Below are 18031 nucleotides of genomic sequence, written 5' to 3'. Positions count from 1 at the left end.
ACCATCAAGTTGAGTGTGCTCTTTGACGTTGACATCAAAGCCGCCTTTGCCTGCAAAGATACCGGTTTGTTCTTTCACACTGTCGTAGTTGCTGTGTATCTTGTCTTTGCTGGCACTGATATTGATATTTGGCGTGCCACCTATCGTGTAGCCTCCACCGACACTGACATCTTGCTGTTTCGCATCATAACGGTCACTGTCTTGCTCACTTTGTAAGGTGAGGTCACGCCCGACATTGACAGTGACTTGCTCACCACTGACTTGTGCCCCTTTGAGGGTGGTGTCTTGCCCACTGTTTAAGGTGAGTTTGTTACCTGCATCCAGCGTGGTTTCGGTGTGGGTGAGGCCATTGCCTTTCTCATGGCCTTTGCCTTGGTTGACGGAGGCTGAGATATTGACTCCATAGCCACCTTCACCAACGCCCACACCAACCCCGACACTGCTACCTTTGCTGCTATTTTTGCTGTTTGTCTGCTCGGTATTTTGGGCAGAAACGAGGTTGATATCTTGCGTGGCAGACAGTGATAAGTCTTTGCCTGCTTTGAGCTCACTGCCGACGACAGTGATATTACCGCTGTCTGGGTTGCTGTCTTTATTTTTACCGGTTGCGGTAATCGACAGGTTTTGGCCTGCGTTTAAGGTGCTGCCTTGGGACTGGCGGCTGTCGGTGTGGGTTTCACTTTTCGACGATTGGCTGCCGTAAGACACGCTGACGCCAACCGTATTGGTCGCGCCTTTTTGGTAGCCTTTATCACCTGGCTTGAGGTTGTTTGCCGCATTGTAGTTATTGGCGGCCTCAGTTTTAAGGCCATCTAATTCAACGGCTTGCTGGGCTTGAACACCCGATAATACCGCTTTGGTGTTTTGCAGGGCACTTAAACGACCGTCACTTTCTTTGCGAGCTTGCTGTGCAGTGCTGACGGCGGTGTTGAGGGCGCTGCCTGCACTGCCAGAGAGAGAAATACCAAACCCACTTTGCTTGGTTTCAAATGTCTCAGTGCGAGTTCGTTCATCATAGCCCGGGTCGATTTGGACGCTGTCGCCCGTGAGGTTTAAGTCTTTTTGGGCAATCAGGTCAGCTCCTCCCACATGCAGTTTGTTGCCGGCGGTGATGTTGACATTGCCTTGTGTGCTGCCAATGGTGCTGACACTTTGGCTTTGAGTGGTGCCTTTTTCATCTACTTCATGGCGGGAGGATTGTTTACCGACACTAAAGCCAATGCCTCCGCTACTCATTAGGCCGCTTTTTTTCTTCTCTTCGAGCAGATAATGTGAGTCGGTTTCGGTCGCAGCGGTGATATCCACATTGTTGCCAGCGGTTAAGCTGACATCATTCTCTGCAACCACGGAAGAGCCTTTAACGGTCAGGTCGTTCCCTGCGGTAATGGTGACTTTTTCGCCACTGAGCAAGCTGCCTTTTTCTCGCGTGGTTTCATCGTTTTGGATGGTGTGCTCACTGCTGGCGCTTAAGAAGCCTTTACTGCTACGCTGCTCTTCAACATATTTTTTATTTTCTTCCGTGGCGGTATTGAGTGTCACATTCTGTTTTGCATCAAGGGTGATTTCGCCTTTTTCACTGTGGATGGTGCTACCCGTGACGGTGATGTCTTTATCACGCGCCGTGATTTCGATGCCGTTTTGCCCGCTGAAGGTGCTGCCGACCACCTCATGGGATGAGGTTTCATCGACTCGGGAGCCTTTGCTGCTGCCATTGCGCGTTTGCTCTTGGTCTAGCGCGTGGGTGTCTTGAGTTGCTGCCGTGATAGTCACATCTTTCGCTGAGACGCTGATTTTACCTGCTTGGCTATCGACTTGGGCGCCTTCTGCCACCAAGTTGTTACCTGCGTTCAATGAAACGCCTTTGTCGCCACTGAGGGTACTGAGCACCAAACGGTCTTCTTCACGGGTGTTGCTGACGGAAGAACCGTTGCCTTGTGCATCGAGTTGGCTTTTATTGGTGGTTTTATCCGATAGGATATTGATATCGCCACCCGCGTTGACATCTAATGTGCCGCCAGCTTGCGCTTGGCTGCCTTTGACGGTGACATCTTTTCCGGCATTGAGGCTGAGATTGCCACCAGCGCTGAGTTCACTGCTTTGTGCGAGTTGCCATTCGCCGCTGATATGCGCGAGGCTACCAGTCGCATCCATGCCTTCATTACCGCGTTCACCCATTGCCCCCGCAATCACATCAATACTGCCAGTATGGGTGCTTTTCACTGCGGTAATGGATAAATTGTCACGTGCATTGAGCTTGATATCGCCTGTTGCATCCAGTTTCGCGCCTTGTAGTTGAACGTCATGCCCACTTAAGGTGATATCGGTGGCGCTCATTGTCGCTTGACGCAGTGCATCTTGTAAGTTGGTGCTTAACGTGAGGCTATCTGCTTGGATATTGATAGTATCCGCTTTGATATCCCCATCACGGTGCATAAATTGTTTCGCATCGACCTCAAGGCCTTTTTCAGCTAATAAGTTCCCTGCATTATCGATGCTGTCAGCGGATAAGTTCAGTGTCTTACCGCTGATCATCGCCCCTTGCTGTGTCAGGCTAAGTGTCGTGTTAGCTAAATAGACTTTCGGAACCCAGACCGTTTGTGGGCCTTGTGGGGTGTTGATGGTCTCGCTGACTAGCCACACGATGTCCTGTTGCAGGGCAGCGATTTGTGCCGGGGTCAAAGCAACACCGGGACGTAAGTTGAACTCTTCCGCGACTTTAACACCATTATTCATCAGGTATTGATACTGTGCCATGGCATCTTCTTCACGCAGAGAAGGGCGACCAGTAAGTTTCAGCACCTGCTCGCGGACGAGACGTTGTTCATAGAAACCATCCCCTAAACGCTTATGCACATCGGCAGGGGAGTAGCCAACCCGCTCAAGTAGGTAGTCGCTACTGATAAATTTATTTCTGTCGGTAAAGCGCGGGTCGGTGACCACTAAGAATGGGCTGTCTGGGGTTAAGTTCGGACGGAATAAGCCATTATCTGGGATAGAGGTTGCCACATCGCCGATGTGCTGTTTTTCGGTTAACGCCAATTCGGCAGGGAGCAGAGGGCGGTCGATTGGCGAAGTGCCCTCAGCTTGATTGAGCTCTGATTTTCCCTGTTCATTGATGGTGGTATTGAGGTCTTGTTTATTCACGCCATCAATATCAAATGCCAGTGGATTACGTTCCCATTCAGCACGTTCCGCTTTGGCGGCATTCATCGCCGCTTCTAGCGTGGTGATTTGCGCGGCATTGACGGTGGTATTGGTGATATTGGCACTGGTGATGGTGACATTGCCATTACCCGAAATAATGCCATCGATGGTGGTGAGTGCCGTGGTTTTGTCACTACTGGACTGTGGATACCAGTGGCTTTTACTGACATCATAATGGTCGGAATAAAATTCTTTACGGCGTTCATTCACGGAATAGCCAGTATTCTCAATGTGCCCTTTACCTTTGATATCCAAATCACCGGTTGAGGTAATGGTGCTGGCATCATTTTTGAGTAAATCCGTGATATTGAGCGTCATATTGCCGCCCGACAAAATGCGCGCGCCAATTCCTTCGGAGATCAATTTGTCACGGGTGACAGAGCCTGTGACTGAACGTTCGCGTATCCAACTAAAATCATCAATACCGGTTGCAGTTGCCATATCAATGTGTTGATTTGGATCCCACACTTCATAGCGATATTGGTTATGCTTACGCCATACCGCACCATGGTAAGGGGTTGGAGGGGTTTTGATACGTCCTGGTATGCCACGCGACTCATAGAAGGTCATGGCATAACTGCCATCGCTATTGGGGGTGAGCGCCAAATAATTGACCCACAGGGTGGTGACTTGACCATCCTGCTGTTTCACCTTCATTTGTGCGCGTTTATTTTTGGCATCAATGTCTAAGATGGTGCCATACTTGTTATCCAACGCGGCCTGATCGTTTTGAAAGGTCAATTGCTGCGTGGTCGGTGCCATCGCAGTTGGGTTTTTATGGGCCTGAGTTTCAAATGAACGCCAGTAAAAGTTATACAGTTGCTTTTTATAATTTTCGACCTCAGCCTCGCGCTGAATATCTAACCCTTCACGTAAGTTATTCAGTTGACGCGCGGTAATGGAAACAGCGCCTTCCGCTTCAATAAAACTGGCGTTATTTTCAATTAAGTCATCACTGGTGAGTGTGAGGGTATCGCCACTGTAAATCAGCGCTTGGTCGCGGTTGGTGAGTGTTTTTTCTGTTTGTAGGTCAATGTGTTTTGCTGCGGCAATGACGGCCTTTTTCCCCTGATTATCAAGGGTTTTAGCTTTAACGCGGATCTCATCCCCCATCAATGTCGCGCTATTGTTTAAAGCGTCGACGTCGAGCGCCATCTTATCGGCTTCTAACCGATTCAGGTTATTTAGTTTACCTGTTGTGATAGCGAGGTTTTTACTGACCAATGAGCCTTGGTTTGTGAAGTTTAGGCTCGACAGGGTAAAGTCACCCGGTAATAACCAGTCAGTGAGGTTAGTCAAAGTACCCGTGATATTCAGTGTGACCGATTGGTTGCTAGTGAGGGTATCACCTGCGCGGTGCGTGTAGTCCTGCGCCGCGGTCAGCGAAAGCGTTTTCTGACTTTTGATTGTCCCGCCCTGATTATTTATGGACTGGGTACTGATGGCAAGTGACGAACCACTTTGCAGGGTACCTTGTTGGTTTGAGAGGGCAAGCTGAGCCGAGGTGGAAGCGGCATCGGTATTCAGCGCAATATCCCCATTGGCTAACACCTGACCTGATTGGTTATTGAGAGTGTTCACCCCTGAAAACGTCAAGTTTTCATTACTTTGCAGCCGGCCTTGGGTATTTTCGATATTTTTAACGGTCAGCGTGGTTTCTTTACTGCCGTGAACCAGTCCATTTTCACGGTTATCTAAGGCATTGAGTAACAGGCTGAGGCTACCTTGACTGCTGAGAATACCGTTGTGTCGATTATCCAAGGTGAGCGCAATCAGTTTCAGTGCGTTGGTGGAAACCAGTTGCCCTTGTTGGTTTTGGATATCGGCAGCCGTTAACGTCAAGGTATCACCGCTGTGAATTTTCCCTTGTGTGTTATTGAGCTGCGCGATGTTGTAGGTGCCCGCGAGTTGGCTAATGAGGGTACCTTGGGTGTTATCAAGCTCTGTTGTATTCAACGCAAGCTCTCCGAGGCTACTCACCGTCCCTTGCTGGTTTTTAAAGGTTTTTGTTTCCAGTTGTTGGTTTTGATTACTGAGGATTGACCCTGATGTGTTATCAATCAGCGTGGTACTGGTGATATTCAGGGTTTGCTGGCTTTCTATTCTGCCAGATGTATTGTCTAACGCTTGGCTGGTTAACGTGAGGTTTTCACCACTTTGCAGCTTGCCGTGACGATTATTCAGCGCATTTTCAATGGATAACAACAGTTGTTTTTGGCTATACAGTAAGCCGCCTTGCGAGTTATCGACACTCGACGCGCTGAGCTGCAATGTGCCACCGGAGAGTAATTGTCCCTGCAGGTTTCTGACGGACTGCCCTGTGGCGGTGAGGTTTTGACTGGCACTGATTTTGCCTTGGGTATTATTGATTTCGTTGGCAACCAAGAGTGATGCAGAGCCACCCGCTTGCAATGTGCCTTGCTGGTTTTCCAGTGCGTTTGCCGTGAGTTCAACATTTTTCTGGCTTTGGATTTCACCGTTTTGGTTATTCAATGACTGAGTCGTAGCCTGCCATGAATCTAAGCTGCCCATCCAACCCTGTTGGTTGAGAATATTGTGTGCGTTGAGTGTTTGCGCTTGCTGGCTGAAGAGTCGCCCATCGCGGTTATCAATCAGCTGTGCCACTTGAATATCTAAGCGCCCAAGGGCATTGAGTGCCCCTTGCGCGTTATTGACAAGATTAGCGCTAATTGCGGTATCACCTTGGCTGGTTAAAATACCCGCTTGGTTATTAAAATCGCCACTGAGGGTGAACGATAGTGCATCTTGGCTGAGAATTTGGCCTTTTTGCTGATTACTCAGTTGGTTACCGGTTAACGTTAATGTGCCACCACTTTGTAGCAAGCCCGCGGTATTATTGAAGTGATTACCTTGCCACTGCAATGTTTTGCCAGCGCTGACTTTGCCTTGGCGGTTATTGAGGTCATTTTGCGTGTTTACGATGAGCTGGCTACCCGACAATAACTGGCCTTGGGTGTTATCAATATTCTCTGCGTTGAGGTTCGTCTGTTTTCCTGCTTGCAGCGTGCCTTTTTGGTTGTTGATATCCCCTTGGGTATCGAGGGTTAATTGATTGCCTGCTTCTAATAAGCCAGACTGATTATTCACATCGCTCTGACTGATAAGGTCGAGATTTTGGGTCGCAATCACTTTACCCGTTTGGTTATCCAAGTGAGCGGTGTGGATATTGACGTTTTGGCTGCTGATTTCGCCTTTTACATTGTCAATTTGCGCGGTGGTTGTGATATCCAAGGCTTTGCCTGATAGTACTTGACCATCTCGGTTATCCAGTGCTTTGGTAGTGATGGCAACCTGCTTACCCCCTTGCAGTAAACCTACTTGGTTGGCGAGTTGCTGACCGATAGACGCGGTTAATGTCTCATTGGCAATCACTTTACCTTTGGTGTTGTCTAACGCATTTTTTGCAGTGATATCAACGCTATTTTCACCAACGACTTGCCCTTGCTGGTTGTTAATCTTGTTTGCATTCAGCGTAATATCTTTGCTGTAAAGTGTTCCGCTTTGGTTATCAAGGCCAGTCGTTGCATTAAGAGTAAGTTGCTCCCCAGACAGTATTTTTCCGCTTTGGTTATCAATACGTTGTGCATCTACCGTGAGCTGAGTGTCACTTTGCAGCGTGCCTTGTTGGTTGTTAACCACATCTTGAGCGGTTAAGGTTAATTTATCACCTGAGCCAATAAATCCGTTGGCGTTATTCATCTGTTGGCGAGCGACAATATCGAGGGTCGTCTGGCTAATCAGTTTACCCAGTGCATTATTGAGATTGTCCGTGGTGATAGTCACTTTTTGGCTGTTGATAGTACCGGATGCGTTATTCAGCGATTTGCCTGCTTGCAGGTTGACGGCATTCCCTGCGACAAGGTTACCCGCGCGATTATCAATCTGCTCTTTGGCATTCAATACCAGTGTGGTTTGGCTTTTAATGGTGCCCGATTGGTTATCAATCGCATTCGCTGTTAGGCTTAAATCGCCATTCGCCCCGATTTCACCTTGCTGGTTTCTAACGCTATTTTTCACCAGCCAATCTTGTTTGGTATTGCCTAACGCAACCAGCCGGCCCGCTTGGTTGTTCAATGAGTCGGCATTGAAATTGAGGCGATTGGCTTCAATCGCGCCGCCTTGGTTATTCAGTTGCCCAGAAAGCGCAAATTGGCTCTCATTTTGCCCTGTTTGTACCCATGTGCCTTTCTGGTTAAACAAGTTGTTAGCGCTGACGTTCCATTGCGCGGCTTTGACTTGCACTTGCTCGGTATGAATATCGCGTGCGCTGTTGAGTTTGACGTTGTTGGCGTCAATTTTGCCTTGGGTGAGGGCGATATCCCCTTGTTTGGCGGTGAGTGCCAACGTCGAGGCGGCGACTTGTGTTTGGCTTAAATCCAGTGACTGGCCTGCTACTGTGACGTTTTGTTTACTTAAAAGTGTGCCTCGGGTATTAATTTTACCGTCGCTGTTTAAGGTGATATTAGCATCTTTAATAATATTGCTTTTGTTATCACTGCCTGCGAGCACGTTGCCTTGGCTGCGGATATCGCCTTTCGCATTGATATTGACATCTTTTAGCGCAGCTAGTGTGCCGGTATTGCTCACTGAGCCTGTTTGGCTTTCAATGTTTAAGGTGCCGCCGCTGTGCAATTTACCTTGGTGGTCGATGGCGTCTTTAGCGGTCAGGGTAATATCACTGCCGGCTTGGGTGGTGGCTTGCTGCGATGCACTGCCCCAAATCAGCTTACCGTTGCTGCTGACTGTTAAGGTTTTATCCGCTTGGATGTGCCCGCCTTGGTTACGCACGCCCACGCCTTTTTCGGTGCCTACCATGTGGATATAACCGCTGTACATGCCGCCCATTTGCCCCATGTCGATAGCAAACTCAGGTTGTGGGGTTTGGCTCTCTATCGGGGTGGGGTTATTTTGCGTATCAACCTTATTTTTACCCGCGACAACCGCGATTTTTTCTTTCGCCCACACGCCGGAGTTGATTTCAACGGCGCGGGCGAGCAAATCCACATATTGGGTATCGTGGCGGCTATCGGCATTCAAGCCACCGCCTTCAACACGAATAACACCACGCTCGACTTGATACCCCGCGAGGCTACCATCTTGATTAAATTGTGGTTTCCCTGTGGTGAGGGTCATTCGGCCTGCATTGATGGTGCCACAGCCATTACAAATAATTCCCGATGGGTTGGCGACAATCACTTGTGCTTTACCGCCAGCCACTTCGAGGAAGCCTTTAATTTGGCTAGGGTTATTACTGTTGACTTCATTCAGAATAACGCGCGCAGGGGCTTTGTTTGGGTCAAGGTTCGGGTTGCCTTGGATCATCCCCGCGGTTTGTGTTGAAGTCATCACCGCCGAGTTATTGAGGATGGCGCCACGGTTATCGACATCAAATTGTTTATATTGGTTATGGGATATGCCCGAACCATTCGGTGCCGCAATATTGACTTGTGGAATGCCATTTTGCGTGTTGATCACATCAGGACGCTGGTTTTTAGGGGCATTGTTATCGGCAATAATGCTGCTCGCCATGGCTGAACCACCCCACAAGGCTAACCACAGCAGCAGCGAGGTGCGGTGCAGAGTGACCCACAGGCGGCCGCCATTTGAACCGCGCGTTTGGCCTGATTCGGTACTACAGCTTTTAGCTAGCTCGGATACAACACGTAATTCCCCGTGAGTGCGGCTGAAAATTAAACGATAACAATGCTTGTTCATAATGGAGTTCCTTCAAAAAAAACAGTGCAGACACGGGTAAAACTGAAAATGTCTATCGATTATCAAATCAATAAAATGCGATTAAATTTCAAGGTTGAGGCTAAAGCCTGCTGTCGCCCCTGATGTATCGAATTTTTTCGGCTTATATAACGGCACGCCGACAAACAGGTCGTAGCTTAAACGTGATGAAATTGAGCCGCGCAGCCCTAATGCGGTACCCGCGAGTTGATGCCCCACAAGGTATTTAGTGCTCTGGCCTTCAACACGGCCGTAGTCAGCGGCTAAATACAGCTCTTGCCCTTGAGAAAAGGCATTCCACGCCAGTTCGTTGCGCCATAACAGGCCTTTTTCTCCTGACAGCACTTGCTCACCGTCAAAACCACGGACGGTATAACGTCCACCAATAGACATGCGCTCTTGCGGTGTTAGGGCGTGCTGAGTCCATTGACCGCGTAAAGCGGTATTCAAACGCCAAGGTTGTTCACCCAACGTGAAGGGTTGATTGAAACTGATGTCTCCGAGCAAAATCCCCACGCGGGCACTGCCGCTGTGGGTATCTTCTTCTGGCGCACGGCGAGCTCCATACGCACCTGTACCGCGACGCCAGTTGACATTGGCATCGAGTGTGGCATTGCCTAAGAAGCTGCGCTGATTAATACCGACTTCCCAGCCAGCAGTACGGCGACGTTGCTGCTCAATATCAATGTCATTGACCGCGTTACTGGCCGTTTTTCGGTAGGTACGTAAGTTAAGCGTGGTTTTATGGGTTTGATCGCGAAACAGCAACCGTGACACGGTAAATTGTGCGGTATCACTCTTGCCGCTATAACGCAGCACTTCGTTGGCATTGGGAATATTTTGGTGATAATTATATTCATTGTAATTGGCTGCAAAGCCCCAATTGCCAACGGGAATAAAGTAGTTCAGGGTATAAGAACGGTTACCAAAAGGGCCTTTATCAAACAAGTCTTTGCTGATGTTGGCGTAAAACATGTCATTTTGGGCAAACGGCGCATCAATGGCGAGCGTCGCAGAGCCCAAATAGCGCCCCGTACTTTTTGATCCGCTATCGTCCAAACTTAAGCTTAATCGCACAGGGCGTTTTTCTTGCCAACTGACCACTAAGTCACTGGTGCCATCAATCGGGCCGGGTTCGATACGAATATCGGCAGTGACATTCGGTACGCGTTTAAAGTTTTCCAGCCCTTGCTCAATATCACGCAGATTCAAAATATCGCCCGAGGAAGCAGGAACGGCATTCCACAAGCGACCACGCCATGAGGTGCCTTCATCAAAACGAATGGTGTTAATGCGCCCCGGCTGGAGCGTGAGGACTAATTCACCTTGATTCAAGTCTTGTTCCTGAGCCATCACGCGGGTAGTCACATACCCTTTCTCTAAAATGGCATTTTGGACTTTATTGAGGACCAACAAAATCCCTTGGCTACCCAAGCACTGGCCTTTGGCGTCGTTAACGGCCTTTAACGCCCATTGAAAATCGGCGGCGGATTCACCATCAAGGCGAATAGTGGAAATGGTAAAGCAGGGTTGCTCATTTTGCGGATAATCCGGCAGTGACAAATCAGGCTGTTGAATACGTGTATCCACAACGGGGTTGTTCTGCTGTTGTAGCATACGTTCACGTTCTTGCTGGCGTTGCTGTTCACGGGCATCGATAGAGAGTGCTTGGTTGACGGGATCAGCCAATAAGGGGGCTGACATAAAACATAAGCTTAGCAAACTCCATTTTAATGAACGGTGTTGCTCACCAACGTGACCACGCGCGGAGGGTAATGCTTTTTCCTGCATATTTTTGCCTAATTCATAAATCAATACATGTAGTTATCTAACCCAATGAATTAAGGCGGTGCCAGTGATGAAATATCGCTTCAGGGCATCCTTGCTAATACATCCACAAATCCGTTGTGACGCTGATTAAGCGTGAGTTTAAAGTGCGGAATTTAGGGAGTCGCTAAATTTCATTGAGAACGTTATCTTAAGTTAAATTTACTGTTAACATTTACATAAATTGACAAGAAGGACAATAAGATGAAATCGCATTTTTTGGTAAATAAAATTTAATATCAGCTTTTAATTCCGTGATGGGTATTTATTAGTGATTGGAACTGGATTTTCGATTTATACAGAATTTAAATTTAATGAGTGTAGGGTGTTTACTATTCGACATACACAATAATACTTATTATTTTATAATAAGCTCCATTTTATCGTGACATAGATAATTAATTCATTGTTTTTATCTAATTTTTGTTGCTGTATACGTGTGATGATAAGGTTATTTTCACCTTATAGCGATAAACAGATTGGGGGAGATGGTATGGCGAAAGGTTTAAAAATGTTTTTTGCTAGACAATCTAAAAACGATGATCAATTGGTTTCTATTTCTGCGATTACAAAAGACAGTAAAGATGGGCTTATTTGCGAGTATTGCGATGCGAATGTGACTTGGGTGGATTCTTTTGTGCGTTTAGGTAGAACGATATCGCCATATTTACGCTTAGGTCCTAATCAAGAACATTCTGCATCATGCAAAAATAATGTTAGAAGGGCGGTAGAAGTATTGGTTGCAAAGTCTACAAATATTGAAGATACCAAAGATATTTTTCTTTCAGAACAAGGCACATTCATATTTCGGATGAATGTATTGTTAGAGGCTGAATCAGATTTCAAACGAGCAAAAAAAGCGTATGAAGATGAATATGATAGTGAAATTCGGGAGCGTAAGAGTCGAGAGTATAAGGCATCTGAGAGAAGGCTTTCTAATTATTTTAACTCAGCAGCGGGCATAGCAAAAATTTGGGAAAGAATAGAAGAGAGTTCAGATAAAAAGCTGTTATCTGAACTTGTCGTTATCGAATTTAATGGCAAAAAAATCAAATGGAACAATTTTTTTTATGATGAAAGTCGATGGAATTGAGCATCCCGTCGCTATTTACAGTGCTAAGTATTATGGTGATGATATATTTACTATTTTGATACTACGCTTGCGAATACAGGCGTCTTAGTTAAGTCTTTTGTCTGGTTATTTATTTGTTTTTAAATGGTATTAACATGAGTAAAGATGACTATATTCTTCGGGCACTATCAAAAATCTCTCATAAGCGCTGGGAACACTACATTATCAATCGCATTTTTCACAGGTTGAATGACCCTGACCTTGAGTTCGTTTGCCAGCAGTGTATTCGAAAGGAAGGGCACTCTGGAAAAATTTATCTCGCAGACCTGCTTTTTCCACAGCTAAAGTTGTATCTTGAAATAGACGAGGCGCACCATGATAGCGATGAAGCTAAAATGGCTGACGGAATCCGCCGTTTGGACATCATGGAAGCGACTGGATTTATTGAAAAACGAATTCCAGCTAATAACACGACACTGGACAAGATTAATCATCTCGTTGACGAATTCATCCTTCTTGTTAGGGATAGAAAAGCCCAACAGGAAGCCCAAGGCTTATTTCGTCCTTGGGACTATGACAGCCGTTATACCTCTCAAAAGCATATTGACGAAGGCGTTATTGAAGTGGGTCCTTACGCAGTATTCCGATATCACAAGGATGCTTTGCAGTGCTTTGGTTATGGGGATAAAGGACACCACCAATCAGGTAGCTGGCGGGTACCTGAGACTGTTGTAAAAGCAATCGGTTTGGACGGAGATGTAATGGTTTGGTTTCCACGGTTGTATAAGGCGGGGGAGTGGGACAATTCACTTTCTACTGATGGTGACCTGATAACGGAAAAAAGTCTTAATCCAACACGCAACTATAGGGAAACGTGGCGTTATCGTATCGTAATGGCTCACTCTCGTGATGAGCTGAACCGGACACTATATCGATTTCTTGGTATTTTCACTCAAGATGAGCAACAATCATCTGAAGGTGTTAATGTTTTCAAGCGGGTAGATACACGCATCAAGGTTTATACAACATAAAAGTAGTTCTGCATTTTGTAGCTTAGCCATAATTAAATCTCTTGTGGCGTTGAGATTTAATTATGGCTGTTAAAATACTTGAATTACTCGACTAAAAAGCTCGTGCTGAATTTCTATTCGTGAACATTCGCTACAAGCATTAGCCCAAGTCTGGAACGGTAATTAAAAGTTGGGATTGATACGTGCTGATACTCCAGCATGCTCTTTTAGGAGGTAAAGAAGTCCGCCGCCATCAATCAGTTCGATTGGTTTGTCTTCGCAGAAACGATATGCATCTTTACCGTATTGACTTGTACACACCAAAATTCCTTTGTTAGCCCCTTCATTCATCATTGTCCCATAAAGATCTCTAACAGAGCTGACGCCAACGGTGTCTTTATATCTTTTAGCCTGAATCACCACTTTGCCTCCGAGGATCGGACGAGTGTCAAATGCCACTGCATCAACACCCCCATCTTTTGTACCTCTAGTGAGTTTGGTGTCCAGTCCCATTTGAGTGAAAAGATTTGATACTAATACCTCAAATTCTGATGGTGAAAGTTCCATAAGGTTTGGTCGTGTTTCGAGGGCAGATAAAGCGTCGCCTTGTTCAATAAAGCGTTTATCAACCATGTTGAACTCGATAATAGGTTTTACTGCTTGAAGCTCATCTGGCCGCCCTGAAACTTGTGCGCCTAAACTTCTAAGGCATGCGCTCTTTTCGACCCTTCCCAGTTTTATTTGCATGAAATCGTCCTTGTGAGCACGGGCAGATACTAATGTGACTTTGGTGTCATGCCCGCTTGTAGGATCGATAGTTTCGATTACACCGTTAAACAAAACTGACGTTAAAGCAGATGCCTTGTCAGCTTCGAAAAGCTCATGCATTGTACGGAGTGTGATCGCGGCGATTATATTCTGATAGAGTTCTTTTATCTCGCTAATCTTTCGCGCCTTAGCATCAATAGCATCTCTTGATTTGATATATCGGTATTCTAACTCGCGTGGAACTACTGCAATTTCAGGTAAGTTGTATTCAACTACCAACTCTTTGCTATCAGGTAAATAGGCCAATCTAAAGGTTTGGGGAAAGCCCTTCTCAGGATATTCCGACCGTGTCAATACCATTTCACAATAAGTCAACACGCTGTCAGGATCGCAGTTGAGATAGTCTTGCTCAAATTGGTCAATTTCGTCGTGTTGACTTTTTATTTCTTCAAGATAAGCAGTTTTTCGGGTCTGATACTCAGCAACTAAAGCGTCAAGCTCAACTTTCTGATTTAAGAGTTTAACTGAATAATCTTCCTTATTTTTATTGAAAGATTCTTCTGCACTCTGCAATTCTCGATAATATTTGTTCTTTACCCATGGGAAAATAGTCATCCATAGGGCTGGAGCGTTCACGACTTTCATCTCAGGTTCAGGGTCTGGTAAGAGATGTTTGGGGGTTTTGAAGTCTTCGAATTTTGGGCGTTTTTTTAATACCGAAAAATCAATTGAATCGTCAAATTCGAGGGTATGTTCCAGAAGTGTAGAAAGTGCAGTGATATTCTCGGTCAGCTCAGCGTTTAGATCGGAAACTTCATCTTGACGTTCTTCCAGATACATTATTTTTGCTAACTTATCAGCCTCTTTTTGCTCGCGAAGTCTCTGAGCATTATCACGTTTTATTTCGCGTTCTATACGGCGAGTTTCGGCCAAATAATGACGTTCTGCTCTCTTACGCTCACGCTCTGCTGCTGCAACGGCTCTGCCTGTAGCTCGTATAAAACCTTCAAATCCTGATCTCCGTCCCATTCTAACTCCCACAGCCTCCAACCGAAAGTTCAATCTGTAATAAGTGAAATTGCCTCAAGCAACCATCCATTTAATTAAGCACACTTAATTTATGTTATGTTAGCATCAAGCCAATCTATAATATTTAAGAAAAGCAATCTATAGCATTTAAGAAAACTAATCAGTCTATATCTCAAAACATGCAGATTTGTTGCCTTCTGGCTCTATTGGTCACGGCAAACCATTTTAGCAACTTTCGCTCCTGACATAAAACTGGTCACCTGAAGCGTCGGGTGGTCTGCTGTGAGCGAAAAGCTGACGTTCGTAATTGAGTCGACCTGAATCTTGCTAACAATGCCGTGTGTCAATCAACTGGGAACAGTCACGTCAGCCCTCTAAAATCACATATAGCGGGGGGAGGTCAGAATAACACACTAACTTTCACACTGAGTGATATAATTGCTGTGGGACAAAAGATAAAGGACGACATGAAGTGAATTTCCTATCTACTCAGCAAATACATGATCAATGCCTAACAACAACACAAGAAGTTATTGAAAGACTTGGATGGACTAATATCTCAGTAGGCGTTTTGAGCGATGAAGAGAGACGCCTGCTTGAAGACGAAAATTTACAAAGCCAGTTGAACTGGCGATGGGCGATGCAGGCCTATAGCGGTAACGCTGAAGACGGAATACTGGATATAACGTTAAAGCTGATCGATCGTGAAGAGCCAGAACAGCTTCAGGCGGTTATCATTTGTAAATTCGACTGTCGCCGTGAGCAATTCTCAATTTGCATGTTAGAAAACTTCATTTTAGATGAAGATACCGACCTAACAGGCAACGTGTTGATCATCGCACTTATTTACGCGACTACCTTTTGCCAGCTCGAGGAGCTTGAAGACGTTTATATTCAAGATCCTTCTGAAAATGCACTACCGCGTTATAGGAGTTACGGATTTGCCCAGGTATGGCATGACCACAGAAAAATGTCTGCAAATGTGTGCGACATCCTCAATACCATAAAATTGAAAGTGGATGGCATTGACTCAGATGAAGAATGACAATCTCAATCAGCAGTCGATGGGCTGTTTGTTTAATGAAAATATTTGTTGTAATATTACCCATAAGATCTGTAGCTAAAGAGGTTAAACATGATCAAACAACATAGAAAAATCACTTCTAGTAAAGCTATGGCTAGTGCAAGACGCTCTCTCGACTTCTGGGCTTCCATCGACGGCAACAAACTTGCCAAAGTTGGTCAGAAGGAAAAAGACATGGATATGGTCGGGCCGAAGAAAGGAGTAAAGCCAGTAAGCCTCGGATAATATTCATCATCTCTATCAAAAAATAAGGCTGCCATTGGGAGCCTTATTCATATCGTAACTGTTTTCCATATCCAAATTTGCTCTTCTCTTTGCTGAGCTGCTGTATAGCGTATGTAACCTTTCCCCAGAACGTAGGGGCGTTATTCCTACTAGGTAAACCTAAAAATGCTAGAGACAGCAATGTCTGCTTCTGGCACAGAGCAGACATCTAGCTCTGTGTTGTTATTGTACCAGCTCAAATTTGAGCTGGTACAAATAAAATACCCAATTAGCGATATCCCTCTTATCCCGCCTTCTATAATACTTCCCCTGTCAGCTTCTTCAATAAAATCAGCCCACCATTGCATCATAGGACGTCTTTGCTCTAGGTAATCACTGCGGTTGTAGGCGCGTCTAACTTCATTTTTATCAACGTGGGCGAGGGCAGCTTCGATAACATCGGGTGGGAAGCCCTATTCATTGAGTGCAGTACTGGCAATTGAACGAAGGCCGTGAGAAACCAATACACCACCAAACCCGGCGCGTTTTAATGCAGCATTGACGGTTTGGCTATTCATCGGTTGAGTCGGCTTGATACGGCTAGGAAAGATAAACTCACGATTACTACTGAGTGGTTTCATTAGCTCTAGAATAGCTAAAGCAGCGTCAGACAATGGAACGGTGTGCTCACGGTTCATCTTCATTCTAGCAGCCGGTATCTTCCATTCCTTGGTTTCAAAGTTGATTTCGTCCCAACGGGCTTCAGCGGCTTCGGCAGGGCGGGAAATGGTAAGTAGCTGCCACATAAACAAGCATCGAGTAGATAGGCTAATACTAGCTGTACGCATTGTCTGCATGAGCTTTGGTAGCTGATCAGGGGGAATACTTGGCATATTCTTTTTCTTGGGTTTTTCAAAAGCCTTGCCAATATTGATACTCGGTACGGCATCAATTAAGCCAGTATTTTGAGCATAGATCATCACTTCGTTGATTCGCTGACAAAGGCGGCGAACAGTTTCTAATGCACCTCTGGCTTGAACGGGCTGTATTGCTTGAACCAGTATATGGGCTTTTATATCGGTAACGCAGATATCACCTATAGCGGGAAAGACATCTCGTTCAAGTGAACGCCAAATATCATTACCGTAGTCTTCTGTTACAGTGGACTTCTTCACTTCCCACCAACGTTCAGCAACAAGTTGAAAGGTATTTGCCTTAGCCTCTAAGGTGTTACGGACTTGCTCTTTATGGTGATCTTGAGGGTCTATCTGTTTAGCGAGCAGTGTTCTTGCTTCAAGGCGGTAACTGCGTGCATCAGCAAGGCTGACGGCAGGGTAAGAACCAAGGCTCTTTTTAGCTCGCTTTTTAGTGAGAGGGCGAATGTAGCGAAATGACCACAGCTTGCTGCCATTGGATTTAACCAATAGTTCTAATCCATCGCCATCATAGAGAACATAATCACTCTGTTTTGGCTTTGCTGCGTCGATCTCTTTTGCGGATAAGGGTTTGTCTTGCCATTTTTGATGTTCCATTGTTTTTAGGCACCTCAAAAACTACAAAGGTTACGAGGTGCCTATCAAGGTGCCTAAGATGATTGGATTTAATTAGGTGACATCAGACTGTGCAGGACATAAAAAAGCCCACAACTCATTGAGTTAGCGGGCTTTTCAGTCTTCTTTGGACGTCCTTAGAAGATAATTTGGTGGAGCTGGCGGGAGTTGAACCCGCGTCCGAAATTTCTACATCCTCGGTACTACATGCTTAGTCTAGTCTTTAAATTCATTTGCCAGCTGCGGACAGACACGCCACCAACAAACTATCCTGATTAAATTTAACGCTTCAACCCCAGGCAAGGCATCCACGCGATCTCTTTTGGGTTTGACCTCTCTTGATCCCCGTCCTAAGAGCGGAGGCTAGGGAGAGAGGGCTCTAAGCAGGTTATTAAGCTGCTAAAGCGTAGTTTTCGTCGTTTGCGACTATTTTTTTGCGGCTTTTTACGAGGCCAACCGCCCCTCGGCATGCACCTTGGGTTTCGCAAATCCCGTCGAATCCAGAATCAGCCCCAAGTTGTTGAGCGCA

Annotated in this window: 7 protein-coding genes, 1 other RNA gene and 1 pseudogene; 4 read left to right on the top strand and 5 right to left on the bottom strand. The window is 45.9% G+C overall.

Annotation, left to right across the window (positions count from 1 at the left end; genetic code table 11):
- On the bottom strand, positions 1-8940 hold an 8940-nt coding region (locus PR809_RS11410; RefSeq protein WP_272524526.1), incomplete at its 3' end, for a hemagglutinin repeat-containing protein.
- Positions 8941-9021: 81 nt separating this feature from the next.
- Complete coding sequence (locus PR809_RS11405; RefSeq protein WP_241098628.1) at positions 9022-10662, bottom strand: ShlB/FhaC/HecB family hemolysin secretion/activation protein; 1641 nt, start codon at positions 10660-10662, stop codon at positions 9022-9024.
- A gap of 616 nt (positions 10663-11278) precedes the next feature.
- On the opposite strand from PR809_RS11405, the gene PR809_RS11400 reads away from it, so the two are divergent.
- Together PR809_RS11400 and PR809_RS11395 are read left to right on the top strand one after the other, a co-directional pair.
- A complete protein-coding gene (locus PR809_RS11400; RefSeq protein ID WP_102137485.1) occupies positions 11279-11878 on the top strand; it encodes a hypothetical protein in 600 nt (199 codons plus the stop codon).
- A 134-nt stretch (positions 11879-12012) separates the two neighbouring features.
- A complete protein-coding gene (locus PR809_RS11395; protein ID WP_102137486.1) occupies positions 12013-12888 on the top strand; it encodes an AbaSI family restriction endonuclease in 876 nt (291 codons plus the stop codon).
- Between the two features lie 162 nt (positions 12889-13050).
- Here the strand turns inward: PR809_RS11395 and PR809_RS11390 are convergent, their stop codons facing one another.
- Positions 13051-14664, bottom strand: coding sequence for a restriction endonuclease (locus PR809_RS11390; RefSeq protein ID WP_206276085.1), 1614 nt, complete (start codon positions 14662-14664; stop codon positions 13051-13053).
- Positions 14665-15136: 472 nt separating this feature from the next.
- On the opposite strand from PR809_RS11390, the gene PR809_RS11385 reads away from it, so the two are divergent.
- Positions 15137-15709 carry a hypothetical protein gene (locus tag PR809_RS11385; protein ID WP_206276086.1) on the top strand — a complete coding sequence of 191 codons (573 nt, stop codon included), beginning with the start codon at positions 15137-15139 and terminating at the stop codon, positions 15707-15709.
- A 90-nt stretch (positions 15710-15799) separates the two neighbouring features.
- The gene (locus PR809_RS11380) at positions 15800-15973 is read left to right on the top strand and encodes a hypothetical protein (protein WP_206276087.1); all 174 of its coding nucleotides are present in this window, start codon (positions 15800-15802) and stop codon (positions 15971-15973) included.
- Between the two features lie 263 nt (positions 15974-16236).
- Here PR809_RS11380 and PR809_RS11375 read toward each other — a convergent pair.
- Together PR809_RS11375 and ssrA are read right to left on the bottom strand one after the other, a co-directional pair.
- Positions 16237-17484, bottom strand: a pseudogene (locus tag PR809_RS11375) (integrase domain-containing protein); the annotation flags it as partial.
- Positions 17485-17652: 168 nt separating this feature from the next.
- Positions 17653-18016: a transfer-messenger RNA gene (gene ssrA, locus PR809_RS11370) on the bottom strand.
- Positions 18017-18031: the final 15 nt, after the last annotated feature.

Origin of the sequence: Providencia sp. PROV201 (assembly GCF_028479545.1) — a bacterium.
Taxonomy (GTDB): domain Bacteria; phylum Pseudomonadota; class Gammaproteobacteria; order Enterobacterales; family Enterobacteriaceae; genus Providencia; species Providencia huaxiensis.
The sequence above is the reverse complement of the archived record's forward strand: the minus strand, read 5'-3'. Positions and strand labels throughout refer to the sequence as shown.

Coding starts and splice junctions, on each gene's coding strand:
- PR809_RS11390 (WP_206276085.1), bottom strand. CDS start 14,664: ATGGGACGGAGATCAGGATTTGAAGGTTTTATACGAGCTACAGGCAGA.
- PR809_RS11380 (WP_206276087.1), top strand. CDS start 15,800: ATGATCAAACAACATAGAAAAATCACTTCTAGTAAAGCTATGGCTAGT.
- PR809_RS11400 (WP_102137485.1), top strand. CDS start 11,279: ATGGCGAAAGGTTTAAAAATGTTTTTTGCTAGACAATCTAAAAACGAT.
- PR809_RS11405 (WP_241098628.1), bottom strand. CDS start 10,662: ATGTCAGCCCCCTTATTGGCTGATCCCGTCAACCAAGCACTCTCTATC.
- PR809_RS11395 (WP_102137486.1), top strand. CDS start 12,013: ATGAGTAAAGATGACTATATTCTTCGGGCACTATCAAAAATCTCTCAT.